The sequence below is a fragment of the Serratia sp. K1WW1 genome, assembly GCF_055790865.1.
The window spans coordinates 3,436,646-3,452,975 of sequence record NZ_CM147697.1 but is presented as its reverse complement, the minus strand read 5'-3'; the positions used below and the strand labels follow the sequence as shown (position 1 = coordinate 3,452,975).

Annotated in this window: 14 protein-coding genes; 7 read left to right on the top strand and 7 right to left on the bottom strand. The window is 51.6% G+C overall.

The window, feature by feature from the left end:
* Positions 1 to 20 precede the first annotated feature (20 nt).
* Positions 21 to 1,004: a transcriptional regulator EbgR gene (gene ebgR, locus ACX9GU_RS15625; RefSeq protein ID WP_473192145.1), complete on the bottom strand. Its 984-nt coding sequence runs from the start codon at positions 1,002 to 1,004 to the stop codon at positions 21 to 23.
* Between the two features lie 255 nt (positions 1,005 to 1,259).
* Between ebgR and ACX9GU_RS15620 the strand changes: the two genes are divergently transcribed.
* The 4 genes from ACX9GU_RS15620 (at position 1,260) to ACX9GU_RS15605 (ending at position 7,695) form a co-directional block, all read left to right on the top strand.
* Complete coding sequence (locus ACX9GU_RS15620; protein ID WP_473192144.1) at positions 1,260 to 2,351, top strand: LacI family DNA-binding transcriptional regulator; 1,092 nt, start codon at positions 1,260 to 1,262, stop codon at positions 2,349 to 2,351.
* Between the two features lie 141 nt (positions 2,352 to 2,492).
* Positions 2,493 to 5,588 (top strand): beta-galactosidase, encoded by a 3,096-nt coding sequence (locus tag ACX9GU_RS15615; RefSeq protein WP_473192143.1) that lies wholly within the window; start codon positions 2,493 to 2,495, stop codon positions 5,586 to 5,588.
* 212 nt (positions 5,589 to 5,800) lie between these two features.
* Positions 5,801 to 7,063, top strand: coding sequence for an oligosaccharide MFS transporter (locus ACX9GU_RS15610; protein ID WP_473192142.1), 1,263 nt, complete (start codon positions 5,801 to 5,803; stop codon positions 7,061 to 7,063).
* 20 nt (positions 7,064 to 7,083) lie between these two features.
* On the top strand, positions 7,084 to 7,695 hold the full coding sequence (locus ACX9GU_RS15605; protein ID WP_473192141.1) for a maltose acetyltransferase domain-containing protein: 612 nt from the start codon (positions 7,084 to 7,086) through the stop codon (positions 7,693 to 7,695).
* 119 nt (positions 7,696 to 7,814) lie between these two features.
* Here ACX9GU_RS15605 and purB read toward each other — a convergent pair whose 3' ends face one another.
* From purB to rluE, 5 genes are all read right to left on the bottom strand, one after another.
* A complete protein-coding gene (gene purB, locus ACX9GU_RS15600) occupies positions 7,815 to 9,185 on the bottom strand; it encodes an adenylosuccinate lyase (RefSeq protein ID WP_473192140.1) in 1,371 nt (456 codons plus the stop codon).
* Positions 9,186 to 9,206: 21 nt separating this feature from the next.
* A complete protein-coding gene (gene hflD, locus ACX9GU_RS15595) occupies positions 9,207 to 9,833 on the bottom strand; it encodes a high frequency lysogenization protein HflD (protein WP_021804670.1) in 627 nt (208 codons plus the stop codon).
* A 2-nt stretch (positions 9,834 to 9,835) separates the two neighbouring features.
* Positions 9,836 to 10,939: a tRNA 2-thiouridine(34) synthase MnmA gene (mnmA, locus tag ACX9GU_RS15590; protein ID WP_021178255.1), complete on the bottom strand. Its 1,104-nt coding sequence runs from the start codon at positions 10,937 to 10,939 to the stop codon at positions 9,836 to 9,838.
* A 95-nt stretch (positions 10,940 to 11,034) separates the two neighbouring features.
* The gene (locus ACX9GU_RS15585) at positions 11,035 to 11,481 is read right to left on the bottom strand and encodes an NUDIX hydrolase (protein ID WP_473192139.1); all 447 of its coding nucleotides are present in this window, start codon (positions 11,479 to 11,481) and stop codon (positions 11,035 to 11,037) included.
* A 9-nt stretch (positions 11,482 to 11,490) separates the two neighbouring features.
* Positions 11,491 to 12,117 (bottom strand): 23S rRNA pseudouridine(2457) synthase RluE, encoded by a 627-nt coding sequence (gene rluE / locus ACX9GU_RS15580; RefSeq protein ID WP_473192138.1) that lies wholly within the window; start codon positions 12,115 to 12,117, stop codon positions 11,491 to 11,493.
* A 140-nt stretch (positions 12,118 to 12,257) separates the two neighbouring features.
* On the opposite strand from rluE, the gene icd reads away from it, so the two are divergent.
* Positions 12,258 to 13,511, top strand: a complete 1,254-nt coding sequence (gene icd / locus ACX9GU_RS15575) for an NADP-dependent isocitrate dehydrogenase (RefSeq protein ID WP_021804667.1) — start codon at positions 12,258 to 12,260, stop codon at positions 13,509 to 13,511.
* Between the two features lie 597 nt (positions 13,512 to 14,108).
* Here icd and ACX9GU_RS15570 read toward each other — a convergent pair.
* Entirely contained in the window at positions 14,109 to 14,342 is a 234-nt protein-coding gene (locus tag ACX9GU_RS15570) for a hypothetical protein (RefSeq protein ID WP_473192137.1), read from the bottom strand.
* A gap of 607 nt (positions 14,343 to 14,949) precedes the next feature.
* Between ACX9GU_RS15570 and ACX9GU_RS15565 the strand changes: the two genes are divergently transcribed.
* Both ACX9GU_RS15565 and ACX9GU_RS15560 read left to right on the top strand, forming a co-directional pair.
* Positions 14,950 to 15,495 (top strand): fimbrial protein, encoded by a 546-nt coding sequence (locus ACX9GU_RS15565; RefSeq protein ID WP_473192136.1) that lies wholly within the window; start codon positions 14,950 to 14,952, stop codon positions 15,493 to 15,495.
* Positions 15,496 to 15,551: 56 nt separating this feature from the next.
* Positions 15,552 to 16,256: a fimbria/pilus periplasmic chaperone gene (locus ACX9GU_RS15560; protein WP_473192135.1), complete on the top strand. Its 705-nt coding sequence runs from the start codon at positions 15,552 to 15,554 to the stop codon at positions 16,254 to 16,256.
* The last annotated feature ends 74 nt before the right edge of the window (positions 16,257 to 16,330 follow it).

The window sequence follows — 16,330 nt, the reverse complement described above, 5'->3', positions numbered from 1 at the left end:
GGCGAGACTTGAGCTGTCAGTTATTTGGTGGTTTCACGCAGCTTTAACTTGCTGGGCACGTAGACCTGCAGCGGCAGGGCGCGGCCATCACGGAATTTCTCCAGCAGCAGGTTGACCCCTTGGATCCCCATCATTTCCGAGTGGATACGCACGGTAGAAAGCGGTGGGAAGGTAAAACGCGCGGTCGGGATATCGTTCACGCTGATCAGGGCGATGTCATGCGGGATTTTCAACCCCAGCTCATGAATGCTGCGCAGCACCCCAATGGCAATGGAGTCTGAGGCCACAAACAGCGCGGCAGGATAATCCGCGGTCGCCAACATCTTTTTCGCCAACTCATAACCGGAGGCGCTAGAGAAGTCACCACGGTAGATATCTTGCTCACGAACCACGCCTTTCAGCCGCCCATATTCTACAAAGGCCGCTTCGCGGATATCCGCTTTATTCGGCTCGTCGGCACCGCCGATAAAACCGATGCGTTTGGCCCCGTGCTCAATAAAGAAGTCGATGATCTCTTTGCTGATTTTTGCCAGATCGATATCCACCGAGTCGTATTCTGAACCGGGCTCATTAAAATCAATAAAGCAGATGTTGTCGGTTAACGCCGCTGCCTTACGCAGGATCTCAGGCGCGGGTTTGCTGACGATCAGCACGCCGGTGATCTTCTTCAGGTCCGGTAGCTGGTTGTTTTTGTAGCAGTTGGTGAGTTCAATCCCCAACCTCTCGCACTGGGTTTCGATGCCGTGACGAATGGAAAGGTAATAAGGATCGTTGATTTCCATCTCTTGCTTATAGCTGTATAGCGCCAGCACGTGGTGTTGTACCACCGCGTTAGTCAGATGCTTTTTGGCACTGCTGGTCTTGTATTCCAGCTTTTCGGCAATTTCCAGAATGCGATGCTTGGTCTCTTCTTTGACGTTGAGCGTAGGATCGTCATTCAAAACCCGGGAGACCGTCGCCAATGAAACGCCTGCTTCGGCCGCGATATCTTTTAGCGTTGCCATATCTATCCTTATCTCACAGCCTGAACGGCAAACTTCGTTATCTGGCATTGTAAGTGATGTCGGCGAACTTTCATCAATTTTTAGTAAAAAATAAGGGGTGCGGGATGAACGGGGCCACGCTTTTTGGGGCCGAAGGCCTGAAATGATTACCTTCAGGCCGTGCTGTCAATAATGCCTGGTTGGATAGCTTCTTAAGCTGCTATGATTGATACTCATTAGCTTGATTTCTTTGCATTAATCGACGCGAGAAACTGTATGAAGCCTAAATCTGTCACGCTGAATGACGTCGCCGAGTATGCTGGAGTGTCGTACCAAACCGTGTCGCGGGTATTAAATCGTGCTGAACACGTTTCGGGTAAAACCCGCGCGAAGGTCGAGCAAGCCATGGCTGCGTTGAATTACGTACCAAACCGCGTAGCACAACAGCTTGCAGGTAAACAGAGTTTTACCCTGGGGCTGGCAACCACTGAACTAGCGCTGCACGCACCTTCTCAAATCGCGTCGGCAATTAAAACGCAGGCTAACCAGATGGGATTTAACGTGGTGATTTCCATGGTGGAAGATCTTAGTGTTCACGCCTGTCGCACTGCGATAAATGAGCTGTTGTCGCAACGGGTGGATGGATTGCTGATTAATGTTTCTCTCTGCGCTGAAGATTCTCACGCTATTGAACAAGTTTGTGGTGAGGTGCCTGCGCTCTTTTTGGACGTCGACCCTGATTCTGATGTCTCCAGCATTCTGTTTGATCCCTATGAGGGGGCTCGTCAAGGGGTAGAACATGTCGTTGCTCTTGGGCATCGTGATATAGCACTGATTACCGGGCCGCTGGTCTCGATTTCGGCGCGTTTGCGCTATCAGGGGTGGCTGACGACCTTAGCAGAGCATCAATTGAAGCCTTGTTCGGTGCTCCATGGCGATTGGAGTGCGGCTTCCGGTTATCAGCTTGCCGGGCAGATCCTGAGCTTGCCAAAACACCCTACGGCGATATTGGTTGCTAACGATCAAATGGCGTTAGGGGTGCTGCGCGCGCTGCAGGAGTATGGGTTGCACATTCCAGCGCAAATGTCGGTAGTGGGTTACGATGATACTGAAGACAGTGCTTATTATTACCCGCCGCTGACCACCATTAAGCAGGACTTTCGGATGTTGGGCCAGGAAAGCGTTAAACGCCTGGTTCAGTGTCTGGAAAAGCGGCATGTGTCTCATGCCGGTTCTTTGCGTTTGACGACCAGTCTGGTGCAAAGGCATACCACGGCGGCTATGAATCAAGAAAAGGTATCGCTGCAAACGTTATCTCAGGAGTTGCTGCGTATCGCACGTCAAATCTCCGCGCTCGAGGGCAAATAGCCGCTAAAGTCAGGGATCGGTTGCGATCCCTGAGCTTAATTTGTGACTGACCTCGCTTTCCCAAGGATATTTGCTTTACACCCCTACGCGTATTGTTCATTTTATTGTTAATTGTGAGCGTATAACATTTCAGGGGAAAGCATGAACTCATCTCAAACAGGGAAATCACTCAGCGCTGTTTTATCTCGTCGAGACTGGGAAAATCCTGCCTGTACGCAATACTGTCGCCTAGCTGCACATCCGCCATTTCAAAGCTGGCGTAGTGAGCAGGATGCAAGAGAGGATCAGGCTTCAGCGCAGTCGGTTTCATTAAATGGTACCTGGAAGTTCAGCTATTTTAGTCAGCCAGAGTTGGTGCCGGAGACATGGCTACAGAGCGATCTGGACAGCGCTGATGAATTACATGTGCCATCAAACTGGCAATTGGCAGGCTACGACGCGCCGATTTACACCAATGTTACCTATCCGATCCCGGTTAACCCACCCTTTGTTCCAACAAAAAATCCCACTGGATGTTACTCGCTCACATTTGATGTTGATGATACGTGGTTAGCCCAGGGGCAAACCCGGATTATTTTTGATGGCGTCAATTCTGCGTTCTACCTGTGGTGTAATGGCAATTGGGTTGGCTATTCACAAGACAGCCGTTTACCTGCTGAATTCGATCTTAGCGACGTATTGGTGCCGGGAGAAAACCGGTTGGCGGTGATGGTATTACGTTGGTGCGATGGCAGTTATCTGGAAGATCAGGATATGTGGCGCATGAGCGGGATATTCCGCGATGTCAGCTTGCTGCATAAACCTGCCACTCACCTGAGCGATATCCATATCACTACGCCATTAAGCGACAGTTTCCGCCGAGGGGAACTGGTGGTAGAGGTGCAAGTCCATCAGCCGCAACAACACCTGCAGGTGCAGGTACAACTGTGGCGTAAAGATGTCCTGATCGCCGAGAAAACGCAGGCCCTCGGCAGCGAGATTATCGATGAGCGCGGCGCTTATGATGAGCGGACTACCCTGCGTCTGCCGGTGGAGCAACCCGCCTTGTGGAGTGCAGAAACGCCGGAACTGTATCGTGCCGTGGTCAAGTTGCTCTCCCCAACGGGTGAATTGGTGGAGGCTGAAGCCTATGACGTGGGTTTCCGCCAGGTTGAAATCAGCAACGGTTTACTGAAGCTTAACGGACAGCCGCTATTGATCCGTGGAACCAACCGCCATGAGCACCATCCTGAGCATGGTCAAGTCATGGATGAAGCTACCATGCGTCAGGATATCCTGCTGATGAAGCAGCATAACTTCAACGCCGTGCGCTGCTCCCATTACCCGAATCATCCGCTGTGGTACAAACTGTGCGATCGTTACGGCCTGTACGTAGTGGATGAGGCGAACATTGAAACGCATGGCATGCAGCCGATGAACCGGCTGTCGAACGATCCGCTCTGGCTGCCAGCCATGAGCGAGCGTGTTACGCGCATGGTACAACGCGATCGCAACCATGCCTGCATCATCATCTGGTCTCTGGGCAACGAGTCCGGCCACGGCAGCAACCATGATGCGCTGTATCGCTGGGTGAAAAGCCAGGATCCTACTCGTCCGGTGCAGTATGAAGGCGGCGGTGCCAATTCGGCGGCAACGGATATTGTGTGCCCCATGTATGCCCGTGTCGACCAGGATCAGCCTTTCCCGGTAGTACCCAAATGGTCGATCAAGAAGTGGATCGGCATGCCCGATGAAAACCGCCCACTCATCCTGTGTGAGTATGCCCATGCGATGGGCAACAGCTTTGGTGGTTTTGATCGCTACTGGCAGGCTTTTCGTAAACATCCGCGACTCCAGGGGGGCTTTGTCTGGGACTGGGTCGATCAGGCACTGAATCGCACAGATGACAGCGGCCAAACCTATTGGGCCTACGGTGGGGACTTCGGTGATACCCCTAACGATCGCCAATTTTGTCTGAACGGGCTGGTATTCCCCGATCGCAGCCCACATCCGGCACTGTTTGAAGCGCAGCGTGCCCAGCAGTTTTTCCAGTTCCAACTGCTCGAACAGCAGCCGATAACGATTGAAGTTAGCAGTGAATACTTGTTCCGTGCCAGCGATAACGAGCGGCTATATTGGAATGTAGCCTTGGACGGGAAAGCTATTGCACAGGGCGAGGTTGAACTGTCATTAGCGGCGCAGGGGACACAGGAAATCGTCTTGGGTGATATTCCCGCACTGAAAGAGAGCGGTGAACTGTGGTTGAACGTGGAGGTTCGCCAAATCAAGGCAACGGCATGGTCTGAAGAGCATCATCGTTGTGCCTGGGACCAGTGGCGTTTATCTAGACCATTAATCTTACCAACCGATCACCGTGACGTTCAGGCGCAGTCACCTCGGTTGAACGAGCATAATGACGCTTTCAGCATTGAGTGGGGTACACAATGCTGGCAGTTCAATCGGCAAACCGGTTTGCTTGAGCAGTGGTGGCAGGATGAAAAAGCCGCTCTGTTGACGCCGTTACGCGACAACTTTACCCGCGCACCGCTTGATAATGACATTGGGGTGAGCGATACCACTCACATCGATCCTAATGCATGGGTAGAACGTTGGAAGAGAGCGGGAATGTACGCGCTAGAAACGCGCTTACTGCAATGTGAAGCCGATTCGACTTCGCAAGGCGTGCAGATCCGCACAGCCCATGCTTATGCCTACCAAAACAACATCCTGTTTATCAGCCGCAAGACCTTTTTGATCGACCGCCAGGGTAAACTGCATACTGATGTCAACGTTGTCGTAGCCCATGGAATTCCAGCACCGGCCCGGATTGGCTTGAGCTGCCAACTTGCGAAGGTTGCTGAACACGCAACATGGCTGGGGTTAGGCCCACACGAAAACTACCCTGACCGCCAGCTTTCTGCTCAATTTGGGCGGTGGACGTTGCCGCTTTCTGAGCTACATACGCCATACATTTTCCCAACGGAGAATGGATTGCGTGGCAATACTCGCCAACTGAATTTTGGCCACTGGCAGTGGCAGGGGGATTTCCTCTTTGGCCTCAGCCACTATAGCCAACAACAGTTGGCTGATACCTCACACAACCATTTGTTGCATGCGGAGCAGGGGGTTTGGGTCAATATAGATGGTTTCCATATGGGGGTCGGCGGCGATGACTCATGGAGCCCGAGTGTGAGCCCAGACTTTATCTTGGATGCTGAGCACTATAACTATAAGCTGGTTTGGCAGTACGGCGGATAATACTTATTTATCACGTGATGGATTCTGGGTTGCACTTGTTTACTCCAGTCACATGGTTATCTATGTGACTGGGGAGTGGGTTTAGCTCCTTCCTGCAACTCGAATTTCTAAAACACAGAAAAATATCTATCTCCTACCTGATGAAAATATAAATAATGTCGCGTACTTGAGTATGGACTCAAACGCGCTTGGGTTTGGCACAAGGAGTTCGCATGTACTATTTAAAAAATACTAACTTCTGGATGTTTGGGCTGTTTTTCTTCTTCTACTTCTTTATCATGGGTGCCTACTTCCCATTTTTCCCTATCTGGTTACATGACATCAACCAGGTCAGTAAAAGCGATACGGGCATTATCTTTGCCAGCATCTCCTTCTTCTCATTACTGTTCCAGCCGATATTTGGCCTGCTGTCAGATAAACTGGGGTTAAGAAAACACTTGCTGTGGATAATCACGGGAATGCTGATATTATTCGCACCGTTCTTTATCTATGTTTTCGGCCCGCTATTACGCACTAATATTGTCTTGGGTTCCATTGCTGGCGGGATTTACCTTGGTTTTATTTACAACGGGGGTGCGCCAGCCATTGAGGCGTATATAGAGAAGGTAAGCCGCCGCAGCTCGTTTGAATTTGGCCGAGCGCGCTTATTTGGCTGTGTGGGCTGGGCTTTGTGTGCCTCGGTGGTCGGCATTATGTTCACCATCAACAACGAGTTTGTATTCTGGCTCGGTTCTGGCTGTGCCGTGATACTGGCGATCCTGTTACTTATCGCTAAACCTGAGGCAGGCAGTACCGCCCAGGTTGCTGACAAATTGGGGGCTAACAGTAAGCCGTTTAATTTGCGCTTGGCGTTCGAATTACTGAAAGACTCAAAACTGTGGTTTTTAGCCCTGTACGTGGTGGGCGTTTCCTGTACCTATGATGTGTTTGATCAGCAATTCGCCAACTTCTTCACCTCGTTCTTCTCATCAACCGAACAAGGTACGCGTGTTTTTGGCTATGTCACCACGATGGGAGAGTTACTGAATGCATCAATCATGTTCTTTGCCCCGCTAATTGTTAACCGCATCGGTGGGAAGAATGCGCTGTTGCTCGCGGGGCTGATCATGTCGATACGCATTATCGGCTCTTCATTTGCGTCTACACCGGTAGAAGTGGTTATTCTGAAAACCTTGCATATGTTTGAAATCCCGTTCCTGATCGTTGGCTGTTTTAAATATATCACTTCGGTATTTGAGGTGCGCTTCTCTGCCACTATTTATCTGGTTTGCTTCTGTTTCTTTAAGCAATTAGCCATTATGTTCATGTCGGTCTTTGCCGGGAATATGTATGAAAAAGTCGGTTTCCAGGGAACCTACCTTATTCTGGGGCTTATTGCGCTAACGTTTACTCTGATATCCGTCTTCACTTTATCGGGGCGCGGGCCGCTGTCAGCTTTTAAACCTGAACCTGAAGCTGTAAGGAATATGGCATAGTCAACGACAAGGATAATACGATGATGACGCAACGGGAAAAGTTAGCCAGCGGGTGTTTATACACGGATATGGATGAAGGGATGGTAGAAGAGCGCTTGCGCGGAAAAGAGTTGGTTTATGACTTCAATCATTCGCGGCCTGCAGAGCAAAAAAAACGTGAAGCGCTGATCCGTCAACTGATGGGAAGCGTCGGCAAGAACGTTTGGATTGAGCCGCCACTGCATGTTGCTTATGGTAGCCAAATCACTATTGGCGAAAACTTTTACGCCAACTTTAATCTGGTTGTGGTGGATGACGGTAAGGTGCTGATTGGTGACAACGTGATGATTGCGCCGAATGTCACGATATCTACCACTGGGCACCCGGTGGATCCTGCGGTGCGTATTACCGGCCAGCAGTTTTCTTTGCCCGTAACTATTGAAGATAATGTCTGGATTGGTAGTGGGGTCATCATTAACCCTGGTGTCACCATCGGTCGTAACAGCGTTATTGGTGCAGGGAGCGTGGTGACCAAGGATGTGCCTGCAGATGTGGTCGCGGTGGGCGTTCCTTGCCGAGTGCTGAGACCAATCGGTGAGCAGGATCGAGTTTACTACCATAAAGGGCGGCGTTTCACAGAGACTTCACGATAATCTTTTGCTGTGTATGGCCGCTGAGCCTTCCCACGGTTTGTTGTGCCATAGGGGAGCTTATGAGTTACCCGCCCTTGGGCGGGTAACTAAAGAGCCTTTAAACCTCCAAGGGGAGACGCTTACTTCAGCTCGTCAACCATGGTGGTGGCGCGGCCAATGTAGTTGGCTGGCGTCATGGCTTTCAGGCGGGTTTTCTCGTCTTCCGGCAGTTCCAAGCTATCGATAAAGGTTTGCATACCGGCTGCATCCACGCGCTTGCCACGGGTCAGCTCTTTCAGCTTTTCGTACGGTTTTTCGATACCGTAGCGGCGCATCACGGTCTGGATCGGCTCGGCCAGCACTTCCCAGTTGTGATCCAGCTCGTCCAGCAGGTGCGCGCGGTTAACTTCCAGCTTGCTGATGCCTTTCATGGTGGCCTGATAGGCAATCAGCGCATAGCCCAGGCCCACGCCCAGGTTACGCAGCACGGTGGAGTCCGTCAGGTCACGCTGCCAACGGGAAACCGGCAGTTTGCTAGCCAGATGGCCCAGTACCGCGTTAGCCAGGCCCAGGTTGCCTTCGGAGTTCTCGAAGTCGATCGGGTTAACCTTGTGCGGCATGGTGGAAGAACCGATCTCACCGGCAATGGTTTTTTGCTTGAAGTGGTTCAGGGCGATGTAACCCCAGATATCACGGTCGAAGTCGATCAGGATGGTGTTGAAACGTGCCACGCAGTCGAACAGCTCGGCGATATAGTCATGCGGCTCGATCTGGGTGGTGTACGGGTTCCAGGTCACTCCCAGCGAGGTAACAAACTCTTCGCTGAAACGGTGCCAGTCCACTTCTGGATAGGCCACGATGTGGGCGTTGTAGTTGCCCACCGCGCCGTTGATTTTACCGAGGATCTCAACGCGCTCTAACTGGCGATATTGACGCTCCATCCGGTAGGCCACGTTGGCAAACTCTTTACCCACGGTAGATGGGGTAGCGGGTTGGCCATGGGTACGTGACAGTAGCGGAATATCGCGATATTCCAGCGCCAGCCCTTTGATGGATTCGATGATCTTGCGCCAGTGTGGCAACACCACATCCTGACGCGCGGTGTGCAGCATCAACGCATGGGACAGGTTGTTGATGTCTTCAGAAGTACAGGCGAAGTGGATAAACTCGGACACGGCGTGCAGAGCCGGTACTGCTTCCACCTTCTCTTTCAGGAAGTATTCCACCGCTTTCACATCGTGGTTGGTGGTGCGCTCGATGGTCTTGATGCGCTGGGCGTCTTGTTCACTGAATTCTGCGACGATCTTATCAAGGTAAGCGTTTGCGTCGGCGTCAAAAGCGGGAACTTCTTTGATCTCTGCACAAGCGGCCAGTTTTTGCAGCCAACGTACTTCAACCTGCACGCGGAATTTCAGCAAGCCATACTCGCTGAAAATGGTGCGCAGTGCGCTGACTTTATCACCGTAGCGTCCATCAATGGGGGAAACGGCGGTCAGTGAGGATAATTCCATCGGTAGCAACTCCTGGGAAGTTTAACAATGAGCAACGATATTTTGCGCCTGCTTGAGCAGACGATTACGGGAAAACATTAACTGCAGGCGGCTGCCGCCAACCTGCTGCCACAGCACGGCGGCACGGATACCGGCGAGCAGGGTGGCACGAACCTTGGCCTGCACCTGCGGATTTTGCAGGATGGCGGGTGAACCTGTTACCTGGATGCGCGGCCCCAATGGTGCCACAACATCGACATAGATACCGGCCAGGGCGCTGATGATGGTATCTGAACCCAGTTCATAATGCGCCAACTGACGCTCCAACTGGCTCAAGCGCTCGCCGAGCGTATTCATCGCCGTTTTATTGGCGTTCAGTTTGCGCTCCAGCACCATCAGGCTGATGGTGTAGCGGGTCAGTTCGGCGGCCGGGCCTTTGTTATTGGCGTTGAGTACGCCAATCAAGGTTTCCAGCCCCATCTTCAGGTTACGCTCTTCACCGCCGAACACCGCCAGGGTAGAAGGGGGATCCATCTGCAACAGGCTGTTGAGTGAGGTATGGAAGGCTTCGCCATCCATTTGCCCCTCGTGCGCCAACTGCTGTACCAGACGGGCCGCTTGGCTGATCCCGGCCATGGCCAGCGTGATGTCGTAATAATTCTTCGCCACGGTTACTCCTGTATACGCTGTTCAATAATGCCGCCGCCCAGGCAGATATCGCCCTGATAGAACACGGCGGACTGGCCTGGGGTGACGGCTGCGACCGGCTCGTCGAAGCGGACTTCGATGCGCTCGGCGTCTAGCGGCGTCACGGTGCAGGGAATATCCTGCTGGCGATAACGGGTTTTAACCGTACAGCGCAGAGGTTGTGTCAACGGCAGGCGATCCACCCAATGCAACTGCTGGGCGATCAGGCCGATAGACATCAGGCGAGGATGTTCGTGGCCTTGAGCGACCACCAGAATATTGTTGGCGACGTCTTTATCCACTACGTACCACGGATCTTCGCTGCTGTCTTTCATACCGCCAATGCCCAAGCCTTTACGCTGGCCGAGGGTGTGGTACATCAAGCCCTGGTGCTCGCCGATGGTTTGGCCGTCGACGCTAACAATCGGGCCTGGCTGTGCTGGCAGATAGCGGCCCAGGAAGTCGCGGAATTTACGTTCGCCGATAAAGCAGATACCGGTAGAGTCTTTTTTCTTGGCGGTAACCAGTTCCAGTTGCTCCGCAATGCGGCGCACCTCTGGCTTTTCCAACTCACCGACCGGGAACAGGCTTTGCGCGACCTGTTCGTGGCTCAGGGTATACAGGAAATAGCTCTGGTCTTTGTTACCGTCGACGCCGCGCAGCAGGCGGCTTTTGCCGTCCACGTCCTGGCGGCGGACATAGTGACCGGTAGCGATAAAATCCGCCCCCAGATCTTCAGCCGCAAACTCCAGGAACGCTTTGAATTTGATTTCTTTATTGCACAGAATATCCGGGTTAGGGGTACGGCCCGCCTTGTACTCTTCAAGGAACAGCTCGAACACGTTGTCCCAGTATTCCGCCGCGAAGTTTACCGTATGCAGCTCAATGCCCAGCTTGTCGCAGACGGCTTGCGCATCGGCCAAATCGGTGGCGGCCGAGCAGTATTCCTCGTCGTCGTCTTCTTCCCAGTTCTTCATGAACAACCCAGCGACCTGATAGCCCTGTTGTTGTAACAGATAGGCGGTAACGGAAGAGTCGACGCCGCCGGACATTCCGACGATCACTTTTTTCTGGCTGTTGTCTGACATGGGGATCTCACGAACTTGAACACGTACTGTGCGATAAAAAACAAGCGCAGGATTTTACCACGTTGGCTGCTTGCGCGCACGGCCCTTATTTGCCGTTAAAGTGGCCAGTTAAAGCTGGCAACCAGCGACAACGGGTAACGTTCCGGCTGCTGATAACAACGGATCGTCTCGGCCACCAGCGGTGAACGCAGGTTTTCAGCCTCCAGGATCTGCTCGGCGGTCAGCCACAGGCAGCAGTCGATGTCATCGTCTTGCGGCTTGGTGGGCAACGGTTGCTCCAGCTCAATCACAAAGCAGAAGCGCAGAAACGGCGTGCGGTCTGGCGCGATCCACTGATGCATCCGCAGAAAAGACTGCGGCGTGGCGCGGATGCCGGTTTCTTCCCACAGTTCGCGCTCGGCGGCCTGGACCAGCGTTTCATCCGCTTCGAGATGGCCGGCCGGTTGATTCCACAGGGCTTTACCGTTGATGGTTTCTTCAACCACCAAAAATTTACCGGCGGCATGAACCACGCAGGCAACGGTGACGTGCGGCTTAAACATGGCGGTTCCTTATAGTGAATCGACGGTCTGCCATTCCCCTGGTTGCAAGCTCCCCAGAGAAAGATTGCCCATACTGTAACGAATCAGGCGCAGGGTAGGGAAGCCGATATGTGCCGTCATGCGACGCACCTGGCGGTTTCGGCCCTCGTAGAGCGTGATTTTCAGCCAACTGGTGGGGATGGTCTTGCGTTCGCGGATGGGCGGAGTACGCGGCCATAGCCATTCTGGCTCTTCAACCCGTTCCGCTCCGGCGGGCAGGGTTGGCCCATCGTTCAGCGTCACGCCAAGGCGCAATGCAGCCAGATCGTTCTCCTGGGGGTCGCCTTCCACCTGCACATAGTAAATCTTACCGGTGCGTTTGCCGGGCTGGGTTAGCTGTGCCTGTAGCTTGCCGTCGTTGGTCAGCACCAGTAAGCCTTCGCTGTCGCGATCGAGCCTTCCTGCGGCATAAACATCGCTGAAAGGAATGAATTTTTTCAGGGTGACGCGGCCTGCTTCGTCGGTAAACTGTGGTAACACATCAAAGGGTTTGTTGAAGATAACCACTCGCCGCGGCGCCTGAGATTTCTGGCGTGCTGCGGGTTTACTGCGGCTGAATCGTTTAACTTGGTGATTTTTAACAGAGAATTTAGTCATGGTCTTTGCGATTTCGAATGATAAGCGCATTATAGCCTAATCCGTTTCGGATTGGCGCGAGCTGAATATTCAAGTAGTATTGACACGCATCTTACAAAGCATTAACAAAAATTGCGCTTGAAGACAGAAAGGAGAGGTTGATGGAAAGCAAAGTAGTTGTTCCGGCAGAAGGTAAAAAGATTACGGTTGATGCCCAGGGTAAACTGGTTGTTCCGCATAACCCTATCATCCCGTTCATCGAAGGTGACGGTATTGGCGTTGACGTTACTCCTGCCATGATCCACGTGGTGGATGCAGCGGTTAAAAAGGCCTACCACGGCGAACGTAAAATCTCCTGGATGGAAATCTATACCGGTGAAAAATCCACCCACGTTTACGGGAAAGACGTGTGGCTGCCGGAAGAAACACTGGAACTTATTCGTGACTACCGCGTAGCGATCAAAGGCCCACTGACTACGCCAGTGGGTGGCGGGATTCGTTCTCTGAACGTGGCACTGCGCCAGCAGCTCGATCTGTACGTGTGTCTGCGCCCGGTGCGTTATTACCAGGGCACACCAAGCCCGGTTAAGCAGCCAGAGCTGACCGATATGGTGATCTTCCGTGAAAACGCCGAAGACATCTACGCCGGTATCGAATGGAAAGCGGGTTCTGCAGAAGCCGACAAAGTGATCAAATTCCTGCGTGATGAAATGGGCGTGAAGAAGATCCGTTTCCCAGAGCAGTGCGGTATTGGCGTTAAGCCTTGTTCCGAGGAAGGCACCAAACGCCTGGTTCGTGCGGCCATCGAATATGCTATCACCAACGATCGTGATTCAGTGACGCTGGTTCACAAAGGCAACATCATGAAGTTCACCGAAGGTGCCTTCAAGGATTGGGGCTACGAACTGGCACGTGAAGAGTTCGGTGGTGAACTGATCGACGGCGGCCCATGGCTGAAAATCAAGAACCCGAACACCGGTAAAGAGATCGTGGTTAAAGACGTGATCGCCGACGCCTTCCTGCAGCAAATCCTGCTGCGCCCGGCAGAATACGACGTGATCGCCTGTATGAACCTGAACGGTGACTACATCTCCGACGCCCTGGCCGCACAGGTTGGTGGTATCGGTATCGCCCCTGGTGCCAACATCGGTTCCGATTGTGCGCTGTTTGAAGCCACCCACGGTACTGCGCCTAAGTATGCTGGCCAGGACAAAGTGAACCCAGGTTCCATCATCCTGTCCGCTGAGATGATGCTGCGTCATATGGGCTGGTTCGAAGCTGCTGATTTGATCGTTAAGGGCATGGAAGGCGCTATCGCTGCTAAAACCGTGACTTACGATTTCGAACGCCTGATGGAAGGCGCTAAGCTGCTGAAATGTTCAGAGTTTGGCGACGCTATCGTTAAACACATGTAAGTGTGTTTTAGCGTTGAATGATAACGGGAGCCTGATGGCTCCCGTTTGTTTTCAGCAGTGTGTGTAAAGCATCCTGAAAAACAGGAAGAGCTATTAATGGACATAATAGACATAATTTCCGGCTTTCTAGAGCACGGTTTCATTATTGTGGTGCTACTGATCGTAGGATGCCTTTATGGAGGCGCGCTGAAGAAAAAATGGTTGATATGGTTATGTGCGATACCACTTATTTTTATTATCCTCTGTTTTGTTACCCTTTTTGTTGCTGTTTAGGGTTGCATAATGCCACTGAGTCCCCGTAATGGGAGCCAGCCTTGCATCGGGTGAGGGCTAACTCGCATGAGCGTTAAGCCGCAACTGGTAGCAAAAAACTCTGAACGGAGAGATCAGGGCAAGGGCTTTCATAGAGGATGGTGTTGTTCTATATCGGCATGCTACCGATAGTAAAAGTGTAGTGGATAAGCCTGCCTAAAAACAAATAAGAAATATCGCCAAAATCATACAGGCTACGCTAATGCGTGGCCTTTTTCATTGAGGCAACGAGATGCAAAAAAGGGACAAGTAATCATTGCGAATGGATTTACCAATCATGAGTTACTAGCATGGCTTGAGGGTAACCGAGTTCGCTTTTTCTTCTGCCAAAGTGATATTGCTCTTTTTTTCGTTCCCCTTTTCAACATTGGTGTTGAGGATGATGAAAGCTATATTGTCGAAGGCGACGTGGTTCATAACTACATGAGCTGCATTAACCCTTGGTTGATCAGCAAGCATGCCGACAAACTGTATCTGCTGACAATCTCTCGCAGGTTTCACAGAGTAGGGGCGCTGCATGCTGCGCCCGTCTAAACAGATTGGTTGGGGAAATGGCAGCCAAACGCTGATGAGGCTTAACTTTGCGGCAGAGCAGTAAGTAACTTACGGGTAAGCGAAGCTATCAGTGCATCGCTGCCAAAACCCCTTAATTTGATTTTTTTTGATATATATCAATTTGTTGCATGTTTTTCTTATATGGAAGTGCCGTGCTATTAGAACAATAAAGAAATCCGGTTTCTTATATAAGAAATTAGTTTAACTTATTGATATTTATGAAATTAAATGATTCCCCATACGTTTAATACTACTTCACTAAGAATATTCCGCATTAGGCGATAATATTTATCCCAACAGCAAGGCAGTATGCAACGCCGAACGAATGATTCGTGATGGGGTAAGGGATAAAGGTACGCTGAAAGGCTTTCAACACGGAGCTGCCATTCATTGATATCTTGTGAATGTATTTTCATTAAATTTGATAACGCCAGTTATTGCCCTGCATTTTCAATGCTGTGTTATTAGCGATATATACTCGCCATATTCATAGAGATATGTATTGCATAAATACATCCACCTTTCGTGGATAACCTAATAGTTTAATGACGTAAGGTCACTAGGAATAAATATGAAAAACTTAACAATCGTAGCTTCCCTGGTTGCAGTATTTGGTTCTGTGGGTCTGGCTCAGGCCGCTTCTACCGGGACCATCACCTTCAACGGTGAACTGACCGCCAACACCTGTGATGTCGTAGTCGATGGTCAGACGGCAGACGCCACCGTCGTGCTGCCAACCGTTGGCATCAGCCAGTTGAACGGCGCGACCCAAACCGCCGGTGAAACGGGTTTCGTGATGGCACTGAACAACTGTTCAGGCACACTGCAGACTGCCTCAGCCTTCTTTGAAGCGGGTGCTTCGGTAGATTCCGTGACCGGGCGCCTGAAAAACCTGACTGGCACGGCTTCCAACGTCAGTCTGCAACTGCTGGACGCGTCCAGTTCGTCTCGGGCAGTGATCGAGGCAGGTAACGCGAACCAGGTGACCAACACCACTTATAAAGATGTTACTAGCGGTAGCGCTACTCTGCCTTATGCAGTGCGTTATTATGCTGAAGGAGCCACTACCGCTGGCACCGTGATCAGCAATGTAGTCTATTCTATTCAGTATCAATAACAGTTGTTCAAGGGGAGAAATCCCCTTTTTATCTACCGTCGGGTTAGGAGTTTTTTATGAAACTTTTTCCTCTAAATACTGCGCGTCAGATTGGCACTTTTGCAGCGATTGCTCTTTTCAGTAGCAGCAGCCTGGCCAGCGTGGTACTCAGCGGCACACGTGTGATTTATCCGTCGGATGCCAAAGAAGTCAGCGTCAAAATCAATAATGTCGGGCCCTCACCGGTACTGCTGCAGAGCTGGATAGATAATGGTGATCCCAACGCCAAACCTGCGGCTATCAAAGTTCCCTTTGTACTGACTCCACCTATGAACCGGGTGGAGCAGGGTAAAGGCCAGACACTACGTATCAGCTATGCTGGCGGAAGCTTGCCAATGGATAAGGAGTCGGTGTTCTGGCTGAATGTGCTGGAAGTTCCGGCCAAGAGCGAAGCCAAAACGAACGAAAACCGTCTGCAAATGGCTTTCCGCACCCGGATCAAGATGTTCTATCGTCCGGCGGGCCTGCAAGGCAATGCCAATGATGCTCCTAAAGCGGTGACCTGGAACACGCAAGGCGGCAAAGTACAGGCAACCAATCCCACGCCGTTTTATGTCAATTTTGTGAACCTGTCAGTCAATGGCAAAAAACTAGACAACGCCATGGTGGCACCGCGCTCAAGCATGGTGTTGAATCTGGCTGGCAATGGGGGCAACCAAATCAGTGGAAGCGTTGTTAATGACTATGGAGCGGTCAACGCCTTCAATGCTGTAATAAAGTAACATAATAATATATATCACTATTTCTATAGTTAAGTCTTGGTGATTGATCCGGTATCAAGCTCTTGAGGGGGCGG

Coding starts and splice junctions, on each gene's coding strand:
- ebgR (WP_473192145.1), bottom strand. CDS start 1,004: ATGGCAACGCTAAAAGATATCGCGGCCGAAGCAGGCGTTTCATTGGCG.
- ACX9GU_RS15620 (WP_473192144.1), top strand. CDS start 1,260: ATGAAGCCTAAATCTGTCACGCTGAATGACGTCGCCGAGTATGCTGGA.
- ACX9GU_RS15615 (WP_473192143.1), top strand. CDS start 2,493: ATGAACTCATCTCAAACAGGGAAATCACTCAGCGCTGTTTTATCTCGT.
- ACX9GU_RS15610 (WP_473192142.1), top strand. CDS start 5,801: ATGTACTATTTAAAAAATACTAACTTCTGGATGTTTGGGCTGTTTTTC.
- ACX9GU_RS15605 (WP_473192141.1), top strand. CDS start 7,084: ATGATGACGCAACGGGAAAAGTTAGCCAGCGGGTGTTTATACACGGAT.
- purB (WP_473192140.1), bottom strand. CDS start 9,185: ATGGAATTATCCTCACTGACCGCCGTTTCCCCCATTGATGGACGCTAC.
- mnmA (WP_021178255.1), bottom strand. CDS start 10,939: ATGTCAGACAACAGCCAGAAAAAAGTGATCGTCGGAATGTCCGGCGGC.
- ACX9GU_RS15585 (WP_473192139.1), bottom strand. CDS start 11,481: ATGTTTAAGCCGCACGTCACCGTTGCCTGCGTGGTTCATGCCGCCGGT.
- rluE (WP_473192138.1), bottom strand. CDS start 12,117: ATGACTAAATTCTCTGTTAAAAATCACCAAGTTAAACGATTCAGCCGC.
- icd (WP_021804667.1), top strand. CDS start 12,258: ATGGAAAGCAAAGTAGTTGTTCCGGCAGAAGGTAAAAAGATTACGGTT.
- ACX9GU_RS15570 (WP_473192137.1), bottom strand. CDS start 14,342: ATGCAGCGCCCCTACTCTGTGAAACCTGCGAGAGATTGTCAGCAGATA.
- ACX9GU_RS15565 (WP_473192136.1), top strand. CDS start 14,950: ATGAAAAACTTAACAATCGTAGCTTCCCTGGTTGCAGTATTTGGTTCT.
- ACX9GU_RS15560 (WP_473192135.1), top strand. CDS start 15,552: ATGAAACTTTTTCCTCTAAATACTGCGCGTCAGATTGGCACTTTTGCA.